Genomic DNA, 20,497 nt, shown 5'->3' with positions numbered 1-20,497 from the left:
TCACCCCAGCATCCGGACCGAGCTCGGGACGACGCTTCCCTGGGCAAGGTCGAAGGTCGCGTTCTTGCCGAAGATCGGCACGGTCGTGTTCACGAACGGCACCAGGTTGACCTGCTCGAACAGCGCCCGCTCGCCGGCCGCCCAGTCCTCGCAGCCGTCGGTCCCGGCGGTCTTGGACGCCTTGGTGATCGCGGCGTCGTACGCCGGGTTCTTGATCCCCGAGAAGTTGCTCCCGTTCGGCGGCGTCGTGCCGGACAGGAAGCTGACCAGCATGCTCGGCAGGGAGACGGTCAGCGGGATGAGTCCCGCGTGCCACGTGCCCTGGCCGGCGAGGATGACGGTGCTGATCTCGGCGGTGGAGACTGCCTTCAACGACACCTCGACGCCCAGTTCGGTCCAGGACTTCTGCAGCAGCTCAGCGGCCGACTGCAGCGTCGGGCCGAGCGTGGTCGGGTAGTAGAAGACGAGGGACAGCTTGTTGCCGCCCTTCTCACGCACCCCACCGGCCCCCGGCTTCCAGCCCGCCGCGTCGAGTCCGGCCTTGGCCGCGTTCAGGTCGTGGCCGGGCAGGTTGCCGGTGATCGTGTCGACTTTGCAGGGACCCATGCCAGGGGCAACCAAGTCGGTCGGCGCCACACCGGCGCCACTGGTGACGACCTTGCCCAGCTGGGTCAGATCCAGGCCCTGCGTCAGCGCACGTCGTACGGCGAGATCCGCGGTGGGCAGGCCTGCCTTCTGGTTGAACCAGAGCTGGCCCAGCGGCGCACCGACCTCACGCTTGAACAGCTGCTGAGCCGCGAGTCGCTGCTTGTCCGGACCGGCGATGGACGCGATGTTGACCTGTCCGGCGGTCAGCAGGTTCGCCGAGGTCGTCTCGTTGGCGACGACCTTGATCGTCACCTTCTCCGGTACGCCGGTTTGATCGGCCTTGACATCCCCCGGGCCCCAGGCGTAGTCCTTGCGCCGTGTCAGCGTGTAGTGGTCACCGGGCACGGCCTCGCTGACCGTGTACATGCCGGTGCCGTCCGAGCTCTGCTTGAGGATGCTGCGATCCTTCATCCCCTTGGCACAGACGATGTGCAGGCCGCCGACGTTGCGGGTGAGGAAGGCGTCCGGAGCCGCCGCGGTCACCGTGACGGTGCCGGCCGCGTCGTCGGCGACGGCCTTGGCCCCGGCCGGGATGAAGACTCCGATCCGCGTCGACTTGTTGGCGGGATCACCCACGAAGTTGATGTTCTGCGCGACCGTGCTCGCCGTTAGCGGCGTGCCGTCGGAGCACGTGACGCCCTTGCGCAGCGTGTACTTCGCGCTGGTCGTCGTGCCTTCCCACTTCTCCGCGAGCCCCGCCACCGGCTTGCCGCTCGAGTCGATGTTCAGCAGCGCGTCGTACAGGAACCAGTCGACCTGCATCGTGACCGACAGCGAGGTGAACTGCGGGTCGAGGTTGCCGGGATCGCCGCCGACGGCCATCGTCAGCGTCTTGCCTGCGACCGGTTGACCGCCGCCGGCCGTGGTCGTCTCGCCGCCCGAGCTGCAGGCCGAGAGAGCGAGTACGCCGGCCACGACGACCGTGAGTGCGGTTCTCATGATGCCTCCGAGGCTGTGGCGCGGCGCAGAGCGCGGCCGCTGTGCAGGTACAGGGCGCGACCGGTGCCGTCGTCGCCGAGGAAGACGTGCGGGGTGTGCAGACCGTTCTCCGCCTTGACGGCGATCAGGCTTTGTTCGTCGCGGGCGACCAGCTCGACCGGCTCCGGTGTGGGGCCGAGCTCGGCGAAGATGCCCTTCGGGATCTGGTCGAGCCAGAGCTTCCCGTCCTCGTCCCGGCGGACGGTGAGGTCGAGCGCGTCGCAGGTGTAGGTCCCGAGGAACCGCTCGGCGTCGACCTCGACAGCCGTGGCCGGGGGAGTGGGCATCGCGGGCAGGTCGAGTCCGGCGAGCTCCTTGACGAGGTGGCTGAAGACAGCGCGGTAGACCTCGATCATGTCCCCGCCGTTGGTCAGCAGCGCGATCGCCAGGCCGTGCTCCGGTACGACGCGCAGGAAGGCGCCCTGACCGATCGTGCCGCCGTCGTGGCCGATCACCGCAGTACCCGACCAGTCGAACAGCTCCCAGCCGAGCCCCCACGAGTCGCCCATCATGCCGAGCGCGGGCAGCTTCACCTGCGGCTCCTGCATGGCCGCGACGCTCGCAGCACTCAGCACGGCGGTCCCGTCGGCCGTCGTACCACCGTTGAGGTGGAGCTGAGCGAAGGCGAGCAGGTCCCGTGCACTCATCGCCAGCATCGCGCCGGCCGGCGCCATCGACCGCGTCAGCGCCCAGACCGGAGCCGGGACCGGCGCCTCGTCCGGTGCCGGTCGCAGGTGCCCGACAGCGGCCCGGTGCAGGATCGCCTCGTAAGGGTCGCCTGCCGCATGAGTCAGGCCGAGCGGCGTGAACAGCTGCTCCCGCAGTACGGCGTTGTACTGCTCGCCGCGGAGCACCTCGACCAGCCGGCCGAGCACCACGAACGCGGCGTTGTTGTACGAGAACATCTCACCCGGCCCGAACAGCTGGCTGACCTCGGCGAGCGTGGCCAGGTACTTCTCCACCGCGTCGTCGCCCTTGCCGGTGTCGTTGAAGATGTCACCCTCGAACCCGGCGGTGTGGCTCAGCAGCTGCCGGGTGGTGATCTTCGCGGCCGCGCCGTCGTCGCCCAGCACGAACTCGGGCAGGTACTCGCGGACCGGGACGTCCAGGTCGACCTTGCCCTCGTCGACGAGCCGCATCACCAGCGTCGTCGTCCACACCTTGGTGATCGAGCCGATCTGGAAGACCGAGTCGGCGGTCGCCTCCACACCGGTCGCCTTGCTGAGCAGTCCGGCGGCGTGGTCGGCCACCTCACCGCCGTACAGGACGCCGACAGCGGCGCCGGGGACCTCGTGCTCGGCCAGCAGGGCCGGCAACTGGTCGTGCAGCCACGTCTCGATCTCGCTCAGGGTCGCCATGGGCCGACGCTAGGACTCCGGGCGGCGCGAGTATTCGTCCTGGCCGACGACGGCCCGGGCCGATTTCGTCCGCCGGTACGAAGCACTCCGGAGGGACGCCTGACGGGAATCTCGGCGGAGGACTTACTCTTGAGGGTGTTATGACCTCTTCCGGCCGGCGTACGGTCTACCTCGATCACGCTGCGACGACTCCGATGCTGCCCGCGGCGATCGAGGCGATGGCCTCTCACCTCGGGCGCACCGGTAACGCCTCGTCGCTGCACGGGTCGGGACGGGCCGCCAGGCGGACCGTCGAGGAGTCCCGGGAGACGATCGCGGAGGCTCTCGGCGCGCTGCCGAGCGAGGTGGTGTTCACCTCCGGCGGGACCGAGGCCGACAATCTCGCGCTGAAGGGCCTGTGGTGGGCCCGGCTCAAGGAGGATCCGCGAAGGCGGCGGATCCTGCTCAGCGGCGTCGAGCACCACGCAGTACTGGACCCGGCCGTCTGGCTCGCGCAGCACGAGGGCGCCGAGCTGGAGTGGCTGCCCGTCGACGCGCTCGGCCGGGTGCGGCCCGACGAGGTCCGTGCGGCGATCGAGCAGGACCCGGCGTCGGTGTCGTTCGTCACGCTGATGATGGCCAACAACGAGGTCGGCACGCTGCAGCCGATCCAGGAGGTCGCGGCGATCGCGGCCGAGTTCGGGATCCCGGTGCACACCGACGCCGTCCAGGCGGTCGGGGAGATCCCGGTGGACTTCGCAGCGCTCGGAGTCGACGCGATGACCGTGTCGGCGCACAAGATCGGCGGCCCGTACGGGATCGGCGCGCTGCTGGTCCACAAGGAGACCCAGCTCGTGCCGATCGTGCACGGCGGCGGTCAGGAGCGCGACGTACGGTCCGGAACGCTGGACACTCCGGCGACGGCTGGGTTCGCGGTCGCTGCGGCGCATGCCGTGAAGCACCAGGCCGACGAGTCGCAGCGGCTGATCGCGCTGCGGGATCGGCTGATCAACGGCATCACGAGCACGGCCCCGGGCGCGCTGCTCTCGGGGGACCCGATCGGGCGTTTGCCCGGTAACGCACACTTGTCGTTCAAGGACTGCGAGGGCGACTCGCTGCTGCTCCTGCTGGACGCGCGCGGTATCGAGGTGTCGACCGGCTCGGCCTGCAACGCCGGGGTCGCGGAGCCGAGTCACGTGCTGCTCGCGATGGGGTACGACGACCAGCGGGCGCGCGGCTCGCTGCGGTTCACCCTCGGACACACCAGCACGGCCGCCGACATCGACGCCGTACTGGACAACATCGGGCCAGTGGTGGAGCGGGCGATGTCCGCCGGACTGCAGAACGTGGGAAGGAACAACTGATGCGGGTACTCGCAGCCATGTCGGGCGGAGTCGACTCCGCCGTCGCGGCGGCGCGGATGGCCGAAGCCGGGCACGACGTGGTCGGTGTGCACCTGGCGCTGAGCCGCAACCCGCAGTCGTACCGCAGCGGTGCCCGCGGCTGCTGCACGATCGAGGACTCCCGCGACGCCCGCCGGGCCGCGGACGTGATCGGCATCCCGTTCTACGTCTGGGACCTGGCCGAGCGCTTCCACGCCGACGTGGTCGAGGACTTCGTCGCGGAGTACGCGGCAGGCCGTACGCCGAACCCGTGCCTGCGCTGCAACGAGAAGGTCAAGTTCAGCGCGGTGCTGGAGCGGGCGCTCGCGCTCGACTTCGACGCGGTCGCGACCGGGCACTACGCGCAGATCGTCGAGACCGACTCCGGCCGCGAGCTGCACCGCGCGGTCGACCACGCCAAGGACCAGTCGTACGTGCTCGGCGTGCTCACGCAGCAGCAGCTGAAGCACGCGTTCTTCCCGCTCGGTGACACGGTCAAGACCGAGATCCGGGCCGAGGCCGAGCGGCGCGGGCTGTCGGTCGCGGCCAAGCCGGACAGCCACGACATCTGCTTCATTGCCGACGGCAACACCCCGGGCTTCCTGGCCGAGAAGCTCGGTGCGGCGCCCGGCGACATCGTCGACAGCAGCGGCGCCAAGCTGGGCGAGCACAGCGGCACCCACGGCTTCACCGTCGGGCAGCGCAAGGGTCTGCGGATCGGTACGCCGGCGGCGGACGGCAAGCCGCGCTTCGTGCTCGACATCAGCCCGGTGGACCGCACGGTCACGGTCGGCTCCCGCGAGGAGCTGGCCGTGGAGAGCCTGGTCGCGTCCAAGCCGCGCTGGTGCGGTCCGGAGCCGACCGACACGCTGCAGGTCAAGGCCCAGCTGCGTGCGCACGGCGACGAGGTGGCGGTGACGGCCCGCGTCGACGGCAACCAGGTCTACGTGGACTTCGACGAGGCCACTGCTGCGGTCGCGCCGGGGCAGGCGGTCGTCCTGTACGACGGGACGCGCGTCATCGGTTCGGCGACCATCGACTCGGTCCAGCGCGCGGCAGCGAAGGTCTGATGACGACCACTGGTCTCGGGTCGTTGCCCGGTGACGACATCCGCGAGTGGGTCAAGGTGGTGCTGGGCGCGGTCGACATCCCGTTCCTGCCGGAGCTGCCGGCCCGGCCGTACGGCGACATGCTCAGCCGGGCGGTCGCCGTACTGGCTGAGCTCTCGGCGGACCTCCAGCCGGCCGGCTGGCGCCTGACTGGTGGGTCGGACTCGCGGTCGAGCCTGGATCAGCGGCGGGCGCGGGCGTTGCTCGAGGAGGACCTGGACGTCCTGGAGGAGTTCGCCGACGGGTACACCGGGCCGCTGAAGCTCCAGTTCACCGGGCCGTGGACGCTGGCGGCGACGGTGGAGCTGCCGCGCGGCGACAAGGTGCTGGCGGACCACGGAGCCCGGCGGGACTTGGCTGACGCGCTGGCGCACGGGCTGAACGCGCAGGTGGCCGAGGTGCGGCGCCGGGTGCCCGGTGTGGACCTGCTGGTGCAGCTGGACGAGCCCGCACTGCCCGCCGTACTGGCTGGAGCTGTTCCGACCGCCAGTGGGTGGAGCAAGCACCGCTCGGTCGACGGTCCGGGAGCTGTAGAGCTGCTGGCCCGGGTGATCGAGGCTGCTGAGCCAGCCACGACTCTGGTGCACTGCTGTGCGGCTCGGCCGCCTATCGAGGTGTTCACCAAGGCAGGGGCTGGGGGAGTGGCAGTCGACGTGTCGCTGCTCACTGAGCCGGCCTGGGAGCAGATCGCGATCGCAGTCGAGGCCAAGACCACCCTGTACGCCGGGCTGGTCGCCACCACCGGCCCTCTGCTCAACCCCGAGCAGGCTGCCGCGCCGCTCGTCCGCACGTGGCGCAACCTCGGGCTGGACCCGGAGCTGATGAAGCAGGTCGTCGTCACCCCAGCGTGCGGGCTCGCTGCCTCTCCGTCGCCGGGCGACGCGCGGAGGCGCCTCGAGCTGCTGCGTGGGATCGTCGAGGCGCTCGGAGAAGCCGCCGAAGCGTAGGCCTCGATAGCCCGAAAACGTCGGTGCCGGGCGGTAAGTTCTCCTCATGAGCACGGAGATCCCCGAGACGAACGCCGCCGATCAGCCCGCCGCGCCGCCCGAGGTGCGGGAGCGGCACGCCGCGCTGAGCCGCGAGCTCGAGGAGCACCGGTTCCGCTACTACATGGCGACCTCGACCATCTCCGACGCCGACTTCGACGCGCTGATGCACGAGCTGCAGGGCATCGAGGAGGAGTTCCCCGAGCTGCGCACGCCGGACTCGCCGACGCAGAAGGTCGGCGTACCGATCTCGACGCTGTTCGCGCCGGTCACGCACCCGCAGCGGATGGAGAGCCTGGGCAACGCGTTCTCGGCCGAGCAGATGGAGGCGTGGGCCAAGCGGCTCGAGCGCGAGGTCACGGTCCAGCAGATCCACGCCAGCGGCTTCCTGTGCGAGCTCAAGGTCGACGGGCTGGCGCTGGACCTGGTCTACAAGAACGGCCGCCTCGACACCGGCGCCACCCGCGGCGACGGCTCGACCGGCGAGGACGTCACGCTCAACGTGCGGACCATCGCGAGCATCCCCGAGGTCCTGGACACCGACGACCCGCCGGAGTTCCTGGAGGTCCGCGGCGAGGTCTTCTTCCGGGTCGAGGACTTCCAGCAGCTGAACGCGCAACTCGTTGAAGCCGGCAAGGACCCGTTCTCCAACCCGCGCAACGGCGCCGCCGGTTCGCTGCGTCAGAAGGATCCGCGGGTCTCCGCGCAGCGCCCGCTGCGGTTCGTCGTGCACGGGCTGGGCCGCGTCGACGGGCACCACATCGCGCGGCTGTCGTCGGCGTACGAGCAGCTGGAGGCGTGGGGCCTGCCGGTCAGTGACCGGGCGCGCAGGGTCGAGACCTTGGCCGAGGTCAACGAGTTCATCGCGTACTACGGGGAGAACCGGCACTCCGTCGACCACGAGATCGACGGTGTCGTGGTGAAGGTGGACGAGGTCGACCTGCAGCGCGCGCTGGGCTCGACGTCGAGCGCGCCGCGCTGGGCGATCGCGTACAAGTACCCGCCCGAAGAGGTCACCACCAAGCTGCTCGACATCAAGGTGAACGTCGGCCGGACCGGCCGCGTCACGCCGTACGGGGTGATGGAGCCGGTGCGGGTGGCCGGCTCGACGGTCGAGTTCGCGACGCTGCACAACGGCCAGGAGGTCGAGCGCAAGGGCGTCTGGATCGGCGACACCGTCGTACTGCGTAAGGCCGGCGACGTGATCCCGGAGATCCTCGGCCCGGTGATCGACCTGCGGCCGAAGGAGGCGTACCCGTTCCGGATGCCGACCGAGTGCCCGTCCTGCGGTACGACGCTGCGGCCGATGAAGGAGGGCGACATCGACATCCGTTGCCCGAACTCGCAGTCCTGCCCGGCGCAGCTGCGCGAGCGGCTCTTCCACCTGGCCGGGCGGTCGGCGTTCGACATCGAGGTGCTCGGGTTCAAGGCCGCCGACGCGCTGATCGGCAGCGAGCTGATCGCGGACGAGGGCGACCTGTTCTCGCTGACCGAGGAGATGCTCGCCACCAGTTCCTTCTTCACCACCAAGGCCGGCGCGCTGTCGGCGAACGCGCAGAAGCTGCTGGCCAACCTCGAGGCGGCCAAGACCCAGCAGCTGTCGCGCGGCCTGGTCGCGCTGTCGATCCGGCACGTCGGCCCGACCGCGGCGGCAGCGCTGGCGGCGGCGTACGACGACATCGACGCGGTTGAGGCGGCAACCGAGGAGGAGCTGGCCGAGATCGAGGGCGTCGGTCCGACCATCGCGCACGCGGTGATCGAGTGGTTCCAGGTCGACTGGCACCAGCAGATCGTCCAGAAGTGGAAGGCCGCCGGGGTTCAGCTGCGGCAGGAGCGGACCGGGCCGACCGTCGAGCAGACGCTGACCGGGCTGTCGGTCGTGGTGACCGGGACGGTCGAGGGTTTCAGCCGGGACGAAGCGACCGAGGCGATCGTGTCGCGGGGCGGCAAGGTGGCCGGGTCGGTGTCGAAGAAGACGTCGTTCGTGGTGGTCGGTGACTCTCCGGGATCGAAGTACGACAAGGCCGTTTCGCTCGGGGTACCGATCCTGGATGCGGCCGGGTTCCAGGTCCTGATCGACTCCGGCGCGGAGGCGGCGGCCGAGGTGGCGACCACACCGGAGCCCGGCGAGGCGTAGATCGTCCTGTTCCGCAGGGAGATCTGGCCTAGGTCGGTACGGCGATTCCGCCTGTGAACAAAGCATTTTCCGTTGGACGGATCCGTTGCGGGACCTGGCCCGTCGGACTGTTAACTTTGCACGTCTACACGTGGGTCACTAAGGAGCGAATATGACTACGCCGCCACAAGGACCGTGGGGTCCTGGGCAGCCGGGGGGCCAGCCGGGCGGGCAGCAAGGGGGAACCGAGGGGCAAGGTGGCTGGGGACAACAGCAACCGCCCCAGGGCGGTGGTGGCTGGGGACAGCGCCCGCCGCAGCAGGGCCAGCCGCCTCAGCAAGGCCAGCCCTCTCAGGGGCAGCCTCCTCAGCAGGGTCAGCCGCCGCAGCAGGGTGGCTGGGGTCAGCAGCCCGGGCAGCAGCCTGGCCAGGGTCAGCCGCCTCAGCAGGGGCAGCAGCCTGGTTGGGGTCAGCAGCAGGGTGGCGGCGGGTACCAGCAGCAGCCGTGGCAGCAGCAGAAGCCGCAGCAGGCCGGCTGGCACACGCAGCAGGGCGGTCAGCAGCCTTGGCAGCCCAACGGCCCGGGTGGCTCCGGTGGCGGCAAGGACAAGATGCCGCTCTTCATCGGTGGCGGCATCGTCGGCATCCTGGTGATCGGCCTGCTGGTCTTCGTCGGGATCAAGGCCCTCGGCGGTGACGACGAGCCGACCACGCAGCCGACGACGACCACCTCCCAGCCGACTGACGACCCGACCGGCGACCCGACTGGTGACCCGACCGGCGCTCCGCCGGCCGGTGAGCTCGGGCAGGCGACCGGTCAGGCCAAGGCGGCGACCGACAAGCTCCAGACCGACGGGTATCAGTGCAGCGACCTGTTCAACGGGGCGCAGGGCGCACACCGCGGCTGCTTCAAGCTCGACGGCGCGACCGAGGCCGAGACGGTGTTCCAGTTCCAGTCCGACGGCACGATCATCGCGGTGCTGATCAAGTCGACGAACGACGACAACGTGAACAACGCGGGCGTCACCTTCGACGCGGCGCTGCAGGCCCTCGGCAACGACACCTTCGGTGGTTCGGAGGTGGCCAAGGTGCAGCAGGCGGTCAAGAACGGCCAGAAGACGCAGAAGGTCGGCAGCACCTGGGGTGAGTTCTCGCTGCGCAACAACGGCGACACCATCCAGGTGGGTGGCAAGAAGTCCGGCGCGGACGAGCTCGACCTGCCGCGCAAGGAGTTCGAGACCACGCAGGCGGCGATGGTCGCCGGGCTGAAGGCGAAGAAGTACGACTGCAAGACCGGTCTGACGTGCCGCAAGACGCTCGGCAAGTACGGGTCGCTGTCGGTGCTCGGCTTCGGATCGCAGGGCGGCGGGCTGCGCTCGTTCCAGATGCGCGCCTCTGGCGACGTCGCGGACGTGAAGGCCGGCGGTACGGCGGTGTTCGCCGACGGGCTGGCAGTGCTGAAGGGGCCGGACGTCGCGGCGCTGAAGGCGTTCGTCGACGCTCGCAACGACGGCAAGTCGTACACTGCGTACGTGTCCGGCTGGCGCGTGGAGATCCTCTCCGACGCCGACGACTCCTACGGGTCGCGGTCGGTCGAGTTCTCGTACGAGTCGTTCTACGTCTGAGGATCCAGGTGAAGTTCGAACCGGAGAAGCGTGAGTCGCGGGCGGTGGCCAAGCCGCCGCCCGAGGCGCTGCAACGCGTCGACGGTGGCGGCGCCTGGGGGCCGACGCAGTTCGAGCTCCCGGCCGGCGACGGCAAGAACATCACCGCGATCCTGATCACCGCGCTGGCCGGCGGGCTCGTCCTGCTGGCCATCGTCGGGCTCGGCGCACTGGCGTACTTCGAACTGCGGTAGGTGCAAGCAAAAAGCCCCCTCACACCAGGTGTGAGGGGGCTTTCGCTTGAGCTATGCGCTCGCGTGGATCGTCACGGCGAGGTTGGCCAGGTAGCTGAGCCGGGCGACCTCGGAGCCGAGGAACTCCGGCCCACCACGGCGGCCGATCACGAGCACCCGGCGGTCGGACTCCAGCGGAGCGGCGACCAGCACCGACTCGACCAGCCCCTTGTGGTCCGGCGCGGCCAGCGTCGTCGCCTTCTCCAGCGGCAGCCACTGCTCGACCAGGCTGCCGAACTCCGGCGTCGCGCTGGTCTCCAGAGCGACCTTCACCTCGCCGCCGGTGCCGTCCAGCAGCGCGGCCCAGTCAGCATGCAGCACCGAGGGCGCCTGCTCGACCAGGATGTCGATCGCCTCGGCCGGTGCCGACGTCATCTGCTCGACGGCCTCGAGGTCCATGTGCAGGCCACCGCCCGCGCCGTACCGGGAGAACCAGATCACTTCGACGCCTTCGACGCCGTTGCAGGCCGAGACCAGACGGTCGGGCAGGACGCCGGGCGGCAGGTCGACGACGATGTCGTCGACGGCCGTGCCGTTCTCGCGCCGGTGCTCGACGATCTCGATCGCGTGGATGTCGGCATCGACCTCGCCGAGGGCGGTCGCCACCGTGCCCAGGGACCCGGGGCGGTCCGGGATGATCAATCGCAGCAGGAACACCGAACGATCATCTCCCAGCCCAAAACCACGCAAGTTACGCCCTGTCGCGGCCAATGTTACAGAGCGGAGCAAAGTGACACGCCAGTGGTGCTCAACTGGTGAACCCGATCGGGTTGTCCACAGCATCGGGCAGCAGGCAACACGGCCGTCACAGCGGACCTCTAGGATGGCTCAGGTGCCACTCAGAACCTCCGCGTGGCGCTTCGTTTAGCAACTGCAGACATTGGATGCCCTTCATGCCATCGATTACCCGCGAAGAGGTCGCGCACCTAGCGCGACTGGCGCGGATCGAGCTCTCCGACGACGAGCTCGACCACCTCGCACCTCAGCTCGACCAGATCATCGCGCTGGTCGGGCAGGTCAGCGAGGTGGCCGCGGACGACATCCCGCCGACCTCGCACGCCCTGCCGATCACGAACGTGATGCGGGACGACGTGAACGTGCCGTGCCTGACGCCGGAGCAGGCTCTGTCCGGCGCGCCGGCCGCGGAGGAGCAGCGATTCCGGGTGCCGCGGATCCTGGAGGAGGACTGATGGGTGACCTGATCCGTAAGACAGCGGTCGAGCTGTCGGAGCTGATGACGTCCGGTGAGGCCAGCGCGGTGGAGATCACCCAGGCGCACCTGGACCGGATCGGTGCCGTCGACGGCGACGTGCACGCGTTCCTGCACGTCGACACCGAGGGTGCGCTGGCGCAGGCCGCGGCCGTCGACAAGAAGCGTGCGGCCGGCGAGAAGCTCGGCCCGCTGGCCGGCGTACCGCTGGCGCTGAAGGACGTGCTGACCCAGGACGGCGTTCCGACGACCGCCGGGTCGAAGATGCTCGAGGGGTGGAAGCCGCCGTACGACGCGACCGTGGTGCAGCGGTTGAAGGCGGCCGGCGTGGTGATCCTCGGCAAGACCAACATGGACGAGTTCGCGATGGGGTCGTCGACCGAGAACTCGGCGTACGGCACCACCCACAACCCGTGGGACCTGAACCGGATCCCCGGTGGTTCCGGCGGCGGTTCGTCGGCGGCCATCTCGGCGTACGAGGCACCGCTCGCGATCGGTACCGACACCGGTGGCTCGATCCGTCAGCCGGGTGCGTTCACCGGCACGGTCGGCGTCAAGCCGACGTACGGCGGTACCTCGCGGTACGGGCTGATCGCGCTGGCCTCCAGCCTGGACACGCCTGGCCCGTGCGCGCGGACGACGCTCGACGCGGCGCTGCTGCACGAGGTGATCGCCGGGTACGACCCGAGGGACTCGACGTCGATCAACCAGCCGGTTCCGGCGGTCGTCGACGCGGCGCGTCGTGCCGACGTGGCCGGTCTGCGGATCGGTGTCGTCAAGGAGCTCGGCGGCGAGGGGTACCAGCCGGGTGTCGAGGCCCGCTTCCACGAGGCGGTCGAGCTGCTCACCAAGCTCGGCGCCGAGGTGGTCGAGGTGTCCTGTCCGCACTTCCAGTACGCGCTGCCGGCGTACTACCTGATCCTGCCGAGCGAGGCCTCGTCCAACCTGGCCAAGTTCGACGCGATGCGCTACGGCCTGCGGGTCGGCGACGACGGTGAGAACAGCGCGGAGCGGGTGATGAACCTGACCCGTGAGGCCGGCTTCGGCGCGGAGGTCAAGCGCCGCATCATGCTCGGTACGCACGCGCTGTCGAGCGGGTACTACGACGCGTACTACGGCCAGGCGCAGAAGGTGCGCACGCTGATCGCGCGCGACTTCGAGAAGGCCTACGAGCAGGTCGACGTGCTGGTCTCGCCGGCCACGCCGACGACCGCGTTCGCGATCGGCGACCGGGTGAACGACCCGATCGCGATGTACAAGAACGACCTGTGCACGATCCCGTCCAACCTGGCCGGCAACGCGGCCGCGTCGTTCCCGTGCGGCCTGGCCGACGAGGACGGCATGCCGGTCGGCTTCCACGTGATGGCGCCGGTGATGCGTGACGAGCTGCTCTACCAGGTCGGTGGCGCGCTCGAGGCCGCTCTGGCCGAGCAGTGGGGCGGCGTCCTGATGTCCAAGGCTCCGGAGCTGGAGGTGTCCCGATGACGGCTGAGGTTTTCGCGATCGAGGACGCGCTCGCGCAGTACGACCCGGTGATCGGCCTCGAGGTCCACGTCGAGCTGAACACCAAGTCGAAGATGTTCTGCGGCTGCCCGACCGAGTTCGGCGCCCCGCCGAACACGCAGACCTGCCCGGTCTGCCTCGGCCTGCCCGGTGCTCTCCCGGTGGTCAACGCCAAGGCCGTCGAGGCGGCGATCAAGATCGGCCTCGCGCTGAACTGCGAGATCGCCGAGTGGTGCCGGTTCGCCCGGAAGAACTACTTCTACCCGGACATGCCGAAGAACTTCCAGACCTCGCAGTACGACGAGCCGATCGCGTTCGACGGCTGGACCGAGGTCGTCGTCGACGGCGAGACGTACCGGATCGAGATCGAGCGCGCGCACATGGAGGAGGACACCGGCAAGTCCACCCACGTGGGTGGCGCGACCGGCCGGATCCACGGCGCGTCGCACTCGCTGGTCGACTACAACCGGGCCGGCATCCCGCTGATCGAGATCGTCACCCGGACGATCGAGGTCGCGCCGGACAAGGCGGCAGCGGTCGCCCGCGCGTACGTGAGCATGCTGCGTGACCTGCTGCTCGCGCTCGACGTGTCCGACGTCCGGATGGACCAGGGCTCGCTGCGCTGCGACGCGAACCTGTCGCTGAAGCCGCACGGCTCGACGGTGCTGGGCACCCGGACCGAGACCAAGAACGTGAACTCGTTCCGTTCGGTCGAGCGCGCGGTCACGTACGAGATCACCCGGCAGGCCGCCGTACTGGCGTCGGGGGAGAAGGTCCTGCAGGAGACCCGGCACTGGCACGAGGACACCGGCGTCACCACGTCGGGCCGGGAGAAGTCGGACGCCGACGACTACCGGTACTTCCCCGAGCCGGACCTGGTCCCGATCGCGCCGTCGCGCGAGTGGGTCGAGGAACTGCGTGGGACGCTGCCCGAGGCGCCGTCGACGCGACGCGTTCGGCTGCAGGAGGAGTGGGGCTTCACCGACCTCGAGATGCGCGACGTCATCAACGGCAACGCGCTGGAGTTGGTGGTCGGCACGGTCGAGCTCGGGGTTTCGGCGGCTGCCGCGAAGAAGTGGTGGCTGGGTGAGCTGGCGCGCGCTGCCAACGAGTCGGGTCTCGCTCTCGGGGACCTGGGCGTCGGCGCGACCGAGGTCGCCGAGGTGCAGAAGCTGGTCGACGACGGGGCGCTGAACGACAAGCTCGCGCGTCAGGTGTTCGACGGCTTGGTCAAGGGCGAGGGCACGCCGGCGCAGATCATCGAGGCCCGCGGGCTCGCGCTGGTCTCCGACGACTCCGCGCTGATCGAGGCCATCGACCGCGCGATCGCGGCGAACCCGGACGTCGTGGAGAAGGTGAACTCCGGCAAGCCCGCCGCCGCGGGTGCGCTGATCGGCGCCGTGATGAAGGACCTGCGCGGCCAAGGCGACGCGGCGAAGGTCCGCGAACTGCTGAACGCCAAGCTCGGGATCTAGTCAACATCCGATGGGCCCCAGGGATCCGTCCCTGGGGCCCATTGGTCTGTCTGCCCGCCTCGGCCTAGGCCAGCCGTCAGCCGGCGGGGGGAGTCAGGCTGCTTCTTGGTGGTGCATGTCTGGCGGGGTGGTCAGGAGCTTCTTCGCAACCGCTACATCGGCCGGCGCGCAGCGCACCTCGTACGCCGTTGGACGCACTTCGCTCGCCTGCGCTTCCGGGCGGTTGCGCACGAGTGCCTTGAAGAAGCCGACCAGGGCGCCCAGGATCGCGCCGTACACAAGACCCCAGAAGACGACGACCAGACCGGTCATGCTCGTGTCGGCGACCAGCGTCACGAACACCCCGAGCGCCAGCCCCAGCGCCGCACCTGACAGCGCGCTCAGCCCACTGGCTCGCGCGATCTTGCCGTTGCGTTTGTCCACCATGCGCAGTCCGGCGCCAGTGATCTCGAGCTGTCTCATCCCGTAGGACCGCAGCTGATCGACGGTGCGCAGTGCGTCCTCGTACTGCTCCGTCGACGTGATCACGCTGGATTCCAGTGGCGCCTGATGAGGCACAGCGTCTCCCCTCCCTGAAGTGTGTGTGCTTCCACTAGTACCAGGTGGGAGGAAATTCCATGCATCGTCAGCGAGTGATGATCACCCGCAGGATCCGGTCGTCGCCATCTTGTACGTCGCCGCGCCCGTCGGTGTTCGACGTGGTCACCCACAACGAGCCGTCCGGCGCGGCTTCGACGGTCCGCAAACGCCCGTACTGGTTGGTGAAGAACGCCACCGGCTCACCCGTCCGCTTGCCGTCGGCAACGGGAATCGCCCACAGCCGTTCACCTCTGAGGCCGGCCATGAAGACGTGCCCCTGCGCTGCGGTGATCCCCGACGGCGAGGCGTCGTCGGTCTTCCACTGCGCGATCGGGTCCACAATGCCGTCGAGCCTCGAGACTCCCTCGGCGCCCGGCCAGCCGTAGTTGGCGCCGGCGGTGATCGTGTTCAGCTCGTCCCAGGTGTCCTGGCCGAACTCCGCGGCGTACAGCTGCTTCCCGTCGAACGCGAGGCCCTGCACGTTGCGATGGCCCTTGGAGTACCAGAGGCGGCCTCCTGGATTGCCGGGCGCTGCCTTCCCGTCGGTGGTGATCCTGAGGATCTTCCCGCCCAGCGAGTTGTCGTCCTGCGAGTTCGGCCGGTCACTCCCGTCGCCGGTCCCGGCGTACAGGAACCCGTCCGGCCCGAACCGCAACCGCCCGCCGTTGTGCACCGCAGCCATCGGGATCCCGTCGAGAATCACCTGCTGCCCTGACAGCTTGTTGCCTTGATAGGTCAGACGGGCGATCCGGTTGTCGTCGCCGGTCGAGTAGTAGACATAGACATACGGCCGACTCGGGTACTGCGGATCCACCGCGATCCCAAGCAACCCACCCTCGGACGAGGCATCCACCCCCTCAACGCTGCCGACCTCAGTCGCCCTGCCCCCAGCGACCCGCTTCACCTTCCCCGAGTCCCGCTCAGTCACCAGCGCGGTCTTGTCCGGCAGGAACGCCAGTCCCCACGGAACCTCGATCCCGGTAGCCACAGTCCCCGCCACCGCCAACTTCACCGGCCCCTGAGGGGCTGCACTGCTCGGCTGTCCCGACGGCGTCGGCGTACTGGCCGGCGTACCGCTGCTGCTCACCGACGCCGAAGGCGAGGGAGCCCCCTCGCCCTCATCCGGGTCCGAGCACCCAGCAGCCAACAACCCCACCGCCACCACCAGAGCCGCAGTACGCACGCCATCTCCTCCGAGTCGACAACCCATCACCCTCACTATCTCCAACCACCCCCGAAAACCCCACGAAAGCCGCGCCGACCCCGGCTAGCCTCATCCGCATGACCAGCCAACACCTCAGCGGGGGAGATCGTCGCTGATGGCGTTCTCAGTCTCGTTGACCGCCTCGGGCGGCGTGCCGTCTCCACCAACAGGCGACGACGTCACCGGGGAACCCGAGGACTACTCCACTTCGGTCATGAAAGCGTGCGAGGACGTTTCGGCGAGAACCACCTGCCGGTTCGTCCTGGGCGGCTTCGGCAAGGCCGACTGGGCGCTCGACCTCGGCTACGACCTCTCGACCTTCGTCGAAGAACTCCCGGACCTGGCATCCGCCGTGCGAGCTGCCGAGGAGTTCGAGCTCAACCTGTATGGCCAGGGCGTCGAGCAGATTTTGCGCTTCCAGCCCGACGGGGCTCAGGTCGTCATCACCTGCGTGTCAGGTACGAACTGGATCCCTGACCCGGCGACCGAGACGATTGCCCTACCAGTCCTCGACAACATGCTGACCCAACTGGCAAAGGACTTCGCGACGGCCCTGCAGCACGCCGATTCCCACGTCGCAGACCGAGAGCCCTTCGTGAGCTGGCGGCGGGGAGACTTCTGATGACCTGGGGCCGTACCGTCCGTGTCGATCCAGGGACAAGGTCTCACCGACCCGTTCAAGTCCCACCTTGCCGACTTGAGCTCGTCACCGCCTCTGCTGGTCCGAGTTCCTCGCGTGGGATGAAAGAGTGCCGTCGTGGGTGTTGACGTGATCCTGGTACGGCGTGGGGCGAAGCGTTCGAAGACAGCCTGGTCGGTCGAGGAGTTGGTGTCCGACTCGCGGGATGTCTTCAGCAACGCGTGCGTTGCCAGTGGTACGCCGATGCTCGGTCGGGTGAAGCCGTACGGGTCTCTGGTCCTGACGTCTGACGAGATGGCGCAGTTCATCGACGAGGTCGAGAGAGTCCACCACCTGGTTCCGGCGACGGACCGAGGGATCTTCGAAGACGTCGTACGGGTGGCGAAGCGCTGTGAGGCCGACCGGGCGACCGAACTCCATCTGGAGGGGGATTAGATGGATGACCGGGCCAACGTGATTGGGAGAAGGGGACGTGGTGTGGCCGGTGGTGACGGCTGCGCTGCTCGAGATACCGGAGCACCACTACTTCGTGGCAGAGGATCGTGGGTGGGTCGTGGTGGTGTCCACTGAGGGGGATCTGGATGTTGTGGATCGACCGACCGGGGATCCTCTGCCGGGGGTTGTCAGCTTCCCCAGGTAGGGCGGAGGGGGAAGTGGGCGTTGGCTTGGTCGTCCAGCTTCACCGCGAGGATTTGGTGGAGTTGGGTGCTGTTTCGTTCGAAGCCGACTCGGCAGGCTGCTAGGTACAGGCCCCAGATCTTGGCTGTGGGGTAGCCGACTTCGGCTACTGCTTCGTCCCAGTGGGACTCGAGGTTTTCGGACCAGCCGGCCAGCGTCAGGGCGTAGTGCTCTCTGAGGTTTTCTTCGTGGCGGACTTCGAAGCCGGCGTCCTGGGCCTCGGCGATGATGCGGCCGGAGCCGATGAGTTCGCCGTCGGGGAAGATGTAGCGGTCGATGAAGGCGCCGGTGGAGCGGAAGCGGTTGTCGGGGCGGGTGATGGTGTGGTTCAGCAGCCTGCCGCCGGGCTTCAGGCGGTCCAGGAGGAACGAGAAGTACGACGGGTAGTTGCGGACGCCGATGTGTTCGGTGAGGCCGATGGAGCTGATGGCGTCGAAGTCTCGTTCGCTGACGTCTCGGTAGTCGAGGAAGCGGACTTCGGCCAGGTCTTCTAGGCCTTCTCGTTTGATGGCTTCGGTGGCCCATTCCGCCTGGGCGGCTGACAGGGTGACGCCGAGAGCGCGCACGCCGTACTCGCGGGCGGCGTGGCGGACCATGCCGCCCCAACCGCAGCCGACGTCCAGCAGGCGCTGGCCGGGTTGCAGGTCGAGCTTGCGGGCTACGAGGTCGTACTTCTCGTGCTGGGCTTCTTCCAAGGAAGCATCCACGGTCGGGTAGACGGCGCAGGTGTACGTCATCGACGGGCCGAGGACGTACTCGTAGAAGGTGTTCGAGACGTCGTAGTGGTGGTGGATGGCGGCCTTGTCGCGGGTGCGGGAATGGCGGAGGCCCTCGAAGGTGCGGCGCCACTTGGGGAGGTGTTCCTGAGGGGGCGGCGGCGGGGGCTTCAGGTGGGACCAACCGAGGCCTCGGACGATGCGCAACGCCTCCGAGGGCGTGGGGCGTTCGAAGTGGAGGTGGTTGAGCATCATGCGCATCAGCGGGTACGGGTTGCCGGGGTGGGCGCCGGTGATCTCCAGGTCGCCCTGGACGTAGGCGCGGACCATGCCGAGGTCGCCGGGGGCGGTGAGGACGTACGACAGGCCGCGTTCGGTGGCCAGGTGCATGTGGATGGGGGAGTCCTCGGGGCCGGCCGCGCTGCCGTCGTAGGCGGTGAAGCGGAACGGGAGGCCTTCGGGGGCCACGGCCGTGAGGGCCTGTGCGATCGAGATCTGCGTCGCGACTGTCGTCATCGGCGAGTCACCGCCTTCTCGTAGAGCCCGGTGAGGCGGGCGTCGGGGTCGTAGACGTTCTTCACTGCGTTCAGGGCCGGGACGTTGTAGAGGCGGTCGAAGGTGTCCCGGTCGTAGTAGGCGTCGGAGTACAAGGACTTGTGGCCGCCGAAGTCGGCGACCGCGGCCTCGATCCGGCGGTTGACGTCGCCGTCGGCGGCGCCGGGCGCGATGGCGACCGTGCCCCAGAAGCCGACGTTGACGTACGTCGTACCAGCCGCCAACGGGTAGAGCGGCCAGGTGTCGGTCCCACGCAGGCGCAGCGGACACAACCAGACCGGGCGCATGCCGACCTCGGCGTCGAACCAGCGGAGGAACCCCGCGAGCTGATCGACCGGGATCTCCACGTCCTGTACGACGCGCTCGCGATCAGCCTGACCGCGACGGCGGTTGAGCTTGGCTGCGTACCCGTGGCGGTTCTCGAAGCCGAGGATCCGGTGGTACACGTCGCTGCGGCGCAGTCGCGAAGGCCACAGCCGACGGACCCACCGGTTCTGCGCGCCGAACGCGCCCGAGCACCAGAACCAGTCAGTGTCCCAGCGCCACAGGTAGTCGTGGGCGGTCAGGAAGTCGGTCGGGCGCTGCTGGATCGAGCGGTAGAAGATCTGCTGACCCGTGTAGTCGCTGGTCCGGACGGCGGCGTCGCTGTTGCGGCCGAGCGTCAGGTACGCCTCGGTGGGGCTGAAGGCGACACCGTCGACGAAGTGCACCGGCTCGCCGTCGTACGTGCCCTGAGCAACGATCCCCTCGATCGCGGGGCCCAGCGCGTCCAGCTCGAGCCAGACGTGGCGGAGTGCGACGTACGGCGAGATGCGGTCGAGCTCGATCCGGAGGCGGGTCGCGTAGCCGAGCGTGCCGTACGAGTTCGGGAAGGTGCGGAACAGGTCGGCGTGCTCGCCGGTCGGCCGGGCGGTGATCAGGTCACCGGCGCCGGTCAGGATGTCGAGCTCGAGCACGGACTCGTGCGGGAGGCCGGCCCGGAACGACGACGACTCGATGCCGAGGCCGGTGACGGCGCCGCCGAGGGTGATCGTCTTCAGCTGCGGCACGACCATGGGGGTCAGGCCGTACGGCAGGGTCGCGGCGACCAGGTCCTCGTACGTGCACATGCCCTGGACGTCCGCCGTACGGGCCTCGGCGTCGACCGAGATGACGCCGGTCAGGCCGGAGACGTCGAGACCGGGGGTGTCGGCCGCCGTTCGAGGGCGGAAGAGGTTGGAGCTGCGCTTGGCCAGGCGGACCGGCTCCCCGGGGGGAATGCGCTGGTAGGACGCTCGGAGACGCCCGACCGCCTGATCGTGTTCCACAGTCGAGGTCGAACCCGATGTCGAAGGCACCCGAACAGAGTACGACGGTGTTCGAACAACGGGCAGAAGAATTTTTTGCAACCGGATGTCGAGACGCCGTCGTCGGCTCCGACGTCGCCCAGGACAGAGGAGGAGCAGATGATCGATCTGAAGCCGCCGTCCCCGAACTGTGGGGTAC

General features: G+C 68.9%; 18 protein-coding genes. 11 read left to right on the top strand and 7 right to left on the bottom strand.

Annotated features, from left to right (window positions below):
• Both ACYVIO_RS41175 and ACYVIO_RS41170 read right to left on the bottom strand, forming a co-directional pair.
• The gene (locus ACYVIO_RS41175) at positions 1-1,587 is read right to left on the bottom strand and encodes an ABC transporter substrate-binding protein (protein ID WP_460656448.1); all 1,587 of its coding nucleotides are present in this window, start codon (positions 1,585-1,587) and stop codon (positions 1-3) included.
• Positions 1,584-2,984 (bottom strand): serine hydrolase domain-containing protein, encoded by a 1,401-nt coding sequence (locus tag ACYVIO_RS41170; RefSeq protein ID WP_460656447.1) that lies wholly within the window; start codon positions 2,982-2,984, stop codon positions 1,584-1,586. The genes ACYVIO_RS41175 and ACYVIO_RS41170 overlap by 4 nt, the downstream gene beginning before the upstream one ends.
• A 140-nt stretch (positions 2,985-3,124) precedes the next feature.
• On the opposite strand from ACYVIO_RS41170, the gene ACYVIO_RS41165 reads away from it, so the two are divergent.
• The 6 genes from ACYVIO_RS41165 (at position 3,125) to ACYVIO_RS41140 (ending at position 10,413) form a co-directional block, all read left to right on the top strand.
• Positions 3,125-4,327 carry a cysteine desulfurase family protein gene (locus ACYVIO_RS41165; RefSeq protein WP_460656446.1) on the top strand — a complete coding sequence of 401 codons (1,203 nt, stop codon included), beginning with the start codon at positions 3,125-3,127 and terminating at the stop codon, positions 4,325-4,327.
• Positions 4,327-5,415 (top strand): tRNA 2-thiouridine(34) synthase MnmA, encoded by a 1,089-nt coding sequence (gene mnmA / locus ACYVIO_RS41160; RefSeq protein ID WP_460656445.1) that lies wholly within the window; start codon positions 4,327-4,329, stop codon positions 5,413-5,415. Before ACYVIO_RS41165 ends, mnmA begins: the two co-directional genes overlap by 1 nt.
• Positions 5,415-6,401, top strand: a complete 987-nt coding sequence (locus ACYVIO_RS41155; protein WP_460656444.1) for a uroporphyrinogen decarboxylase/cobalamine-independent methonine synthase family protein — start codon at positions 5,415-5,417, stop codon at positions 6,399-6,401. Before mnmA ends, ACYVIO_RS41155 begins: the two co-directional genes overlap by 1 nt.
• Positions 6,402-6,447: 46 nt before the next feature.
• A complete protein-coding gene (gene ligA / locus ACYVIO_RS41150; RefSeq protein WP_460656443.1) occupies positions 6,448-8,577 on the top strand; it encodes an NAD-dependent DNA ligase LigA in 2,130 nt (709 codons plus the stop codon).
• A gap of 151 nt (positions 8,578-8,728) precedes the next feature.
• On the top strand, positions 8,729-10,180 hold the full coding sequence (locus tag ACYVIO_RS41145; RefSeq protein WP_460656442.1) for a PT domain-containing protein: 1,452 nt from the start codon (positions 8,729-8,731) through the stop codon (positions 10,178-10,180).
• 8 nt (positions 10,181-10,188) lie between these two features.
• Complete coding sequence (locus ACYVIO_RS41140; RefSeq protein ID WP_460656441.1) at positions 10,189-10,413, top strand: hypothetical protein; 225 nt, start codon at positions 10,189-10,191, stop codon at positions 10,411-10,413.
• A gap of 51 nt (positions 10,414-10,464) precedes the next feature.
• Here the strand turns inward: ACYVIO_RS41140 and ACYVIO_RS41135 are convergent, their stop codons facing one another.
• On the bottom strand, positions 10,465-11,109 hold the full coding sequence (locus tag ACYVIO_RS41135) for an ACT domain-containing protein (protein ID WP_460656440.1): 645 nt from the start codon (positions 11,107-11,109) through the stop codon (positions 10,465-10,467).
• A gap of 236 nt (positions 11,110-11,345) precedes the next feature.
• Here ACYVIO_RS41135 and gatC point away from each other — a divergent pair, with 236 nt between their 5' ends.
• Genes gatC through gatB form a run of 3 tightly spaced genes read left to right on the top strand, consistent with a single transcriptional unit; the run spans position 11,346 to position 14,640 of the window.
• Positions 11,346-11,642: an Asp-tRNA(Asn)/Glu-tRNA(Gln) amidotransferase subunit GatC gene (gene gatC / locus ACYVIO_RS41130; RefSeq protein WP_460656439.1), complete on the top strand. Its 297-nt coding sequence runs from the start codon at positions 11,346-11,348 to the stop codon at positions 11,640-11,642.
• A complete protein-coding gene (gene gatA / locus ACYVIO_RS41125) occupies positions 11,642-13,147 on the top strand; it encodes an Asp-tRNA(Asn)/Glu-tRNA(Gln) amidotransferase subunit GatA (protein ID WP_460656438.1) in 1,506 nt (501 codons plus the stop codon). Before gatC ends, gatA begins: the two co-directional genes overlap by 1 nt.
• Positions 13,144-14,640, top strand: coding sequence for an Asp-tRNA(Asn)/Glu-tRNA(Gln) amidotransferase subunit GatB (gatB, locus tag ACYVIO_RS41120; RefSeq protein ID WP_460656437.1), 1,497 nt, complete (start codon positions 13,144-13,146; stop codon positions 14,638-14,640). The genes gatA and gatB overlap by 4 nt, the downstream gene beginning before the upstream one ends.
• A gap of 93 nt (positions 14,641-14,733) precedes the next feature.
• On the opposite strand, the gene ACYVIO_RS41115 is transcribed toward gatB, so the two are convergent.
• Both ACYVIO_RS41115 and ACYVIO_RS41110 read right to left on the bottom strand, forming a co-directional pair.
• Positions 14,734-15,168 carry a hypothetical protein gene (locus ACYVIO_RS41115; RefSeq protein ID WP_460656436.1) on the bottom strand — a complete coding sequence of 145 codons (435 nt, stop codon included), beginning with the start codon at positions 15,166-15,168 and terminating at the stop codon, positions 14,734-14,736.
• A 97-nt stretch (positions 15,169-15,265) separates the two neighbouring features.
• Positions 15,266-16,402, bottom strand: coding sequence for a PQQ-dependent sugar dehydrogenase (locus ACYVIO_RS41110; RefSeq protein ID WP_460656435.1), 1,137 nt, complete (start codon positions 16,400-16,402; stop codon positions 15,266-15,268).
• Between the two features lie 136 nt (positions 16,403-16,538).
• On the opposite strand from ACYVIO_RS41110, the gene ACYVIO_RS41105 reads away from it, so the two are divergent.
• Both ACYVIO_RS41105 and ACYVIO_RS41100 read left to right on the top strand, forming a co-directional pair.
• A complete protein-coding gene (locus ACYVIO_RS41105) occupies positions 16,539-17,045 on the top strand; it encodes a hypothetical protein (protein ID WP_460656434.1) in 507 nt (168 codons plus the stop codon).
• A 135-nt stretch (positions 17,046-17,180) separates the two neighbouring features.
• Positions 17,181-17,498 (top strand): hypothetical protein, encoded by a 318-nt coding sequence (locus ACYVIO_RS41100; RefSeq protein WP_460656433.1) that lies wholly within the window; start codon positions 17,181-17,183, stop codon positions 17,496-17,498.
• A gap of 188 nt (positions 17,499-17,686) precedes the next feature.
• Here the strand turns inward: ACYVIO_RS41100 and ACYVIO_RS41095 are convergent, their stop codons facing one another.
• Entirely contained in the window at positions 17,687-18,973 is a 1,287-nt protein-coding gene (locus ACYVIO_RS41095) for a class I SAM-dependent methyltransferase (protein WP_460656432.1), read from the bottom strand.
• Entirely contained in the window at positions 18,970-20,349 is a 1,380-nt protein-coding gene (locus ACYVIO_RS41090; RefSeq protein WP_460656431.1) for an FAD-binding oxidoreductase, read from the bottom strand. The genes ACYVIO_RS41095 and ACYVIO_RS41090 overlap by 4 nt, the downstream gene beginning before the upstream one ends.
• Between the last annotated feature and the right edge of the window lie 148 nt (positions 20,350-20,497).

The sequence above is a fragment of the Kribbella endophytica genome (assembly GCF_054781295.1).
The sequence above is the reverse complement of the archived record's forward strand: the minus strand, read 5'-3'. Positions and strand labels throughout refer to the sequence as shown.